1 protein-coding gene is annotated in these 1,140 nt (G+C 66.1%); it reads left to right on the forward strand.

Annotation, left to right across the window (positions count from 1 at the left end; genetic code table 11):
* Positions 1 to 224 precede the first annotated feature (224 nt).
* Positions 225 to 989, forward strand: a complete 765-nt coding sequence (gene xth, locus AC1D01_RS35800; RefSeq protein ID WP_477874437.1) for an exodeoxyribonuclease III — start codon at positions 225 to 227, stop codon at positions 987 to 989.
* The last annotated feature ends 151 nt before the right edge of the window (positions 990 to 1,140 follow it).

Genomic DNA, 1,140 nt, shown 5'->3' on the forward strand with positions numbered 1-1,140 from the left:
ATGCACGCGTGGCCCGTCGCCGGACTGCGGGCAGCGGATCGTCAGGCGCGGGCTGTCGAAGCGGTCGGGAACGTCGCGAAGCGAGGGAATCGTCATCGCATGGATGCTGCCAGCTGGCGCCGCCGCCGCCGATCTCGAAGCGCAATCGCGTGCGCCGACGCGAAGCCGCGCCGCGCCCAGCGGGTACGATGCGCGCCTCCACCCGAAAGCCGAAAGGTTTGCCCGTGAAACTCGCCACCTGGAACGTCAACTCCCTCGCGGTGCGCCTGCCGCAGCTGATCGACTGGCTCGCGCTGCACCAGCCCGACGCGATCGTGCTGCAGGAAACCAAGCTCACCGACGACAAGTTCCCGAGCGCCGAGATCGAGGCCGCCGGCTACCAGGTGCAGTGGTTCGGGCAGAAGACGTACAACGGTGTCGCGCTGCTGTCGCGCACGGTGGCGAGCGACATCGTGAAGAACATTCCCGGCCATGCCGACGAGCAGGCACGCGTGATCGCCGGCACGGTCAATGGCATCCGCGTGGTGGGTGCCTATATTCCGAACGGGCAATCGGTCGAGAGCGACAAGTTCCAGTACAAGCTGAAGTGGCTGACGGCGCTGCGCACCTGGCTGGCCGACGAGCTGACGCGCCACACGCACCTGGTGCTGATGGGCGACTACAACATCGCGCCGGAAGACCGCGACGTGCACGACCCGGTCGCGTGGGCGGGGCAGGTGCTGTGCACGCCCGAGGAGCGCGCGCATTTCGAGGGCCTGCTGTCGCTCGGGCTGCACGACTCGTTCCGCCTGTTCGAGCAGCCGCCGAAGAGCTGGAGCTGGTGGGACTACCGCAACCTCGCATTCCGCAAGAACCAGGGGCTGCGCATCGACCACATCCTGGTGAGCGACGCGCTGAAGGGCCAGGTCATGTCATGCGTGATCGACAAGCCGACGCGCAAGAACGAGCGGCCTAGCGATCACGCGCCTGTCATCGCTGAACTCTCGTAGTCCGATCGCGAATTCGGTTCACCATTTGCGCGAGCAAAGTCGCGGGCGGAGAGTGTGGAGCTCGGTGCATGCCAAGAACAAGCCCGGGTGACACCCGGGTATCAACCTCCACTTGTTCGCTTGTCACCTCTCCCAAAGAGCGGTGGTGGCC

Source organism: Rhizobacter sp. P3_B12 (assembly GCF_056402895.1).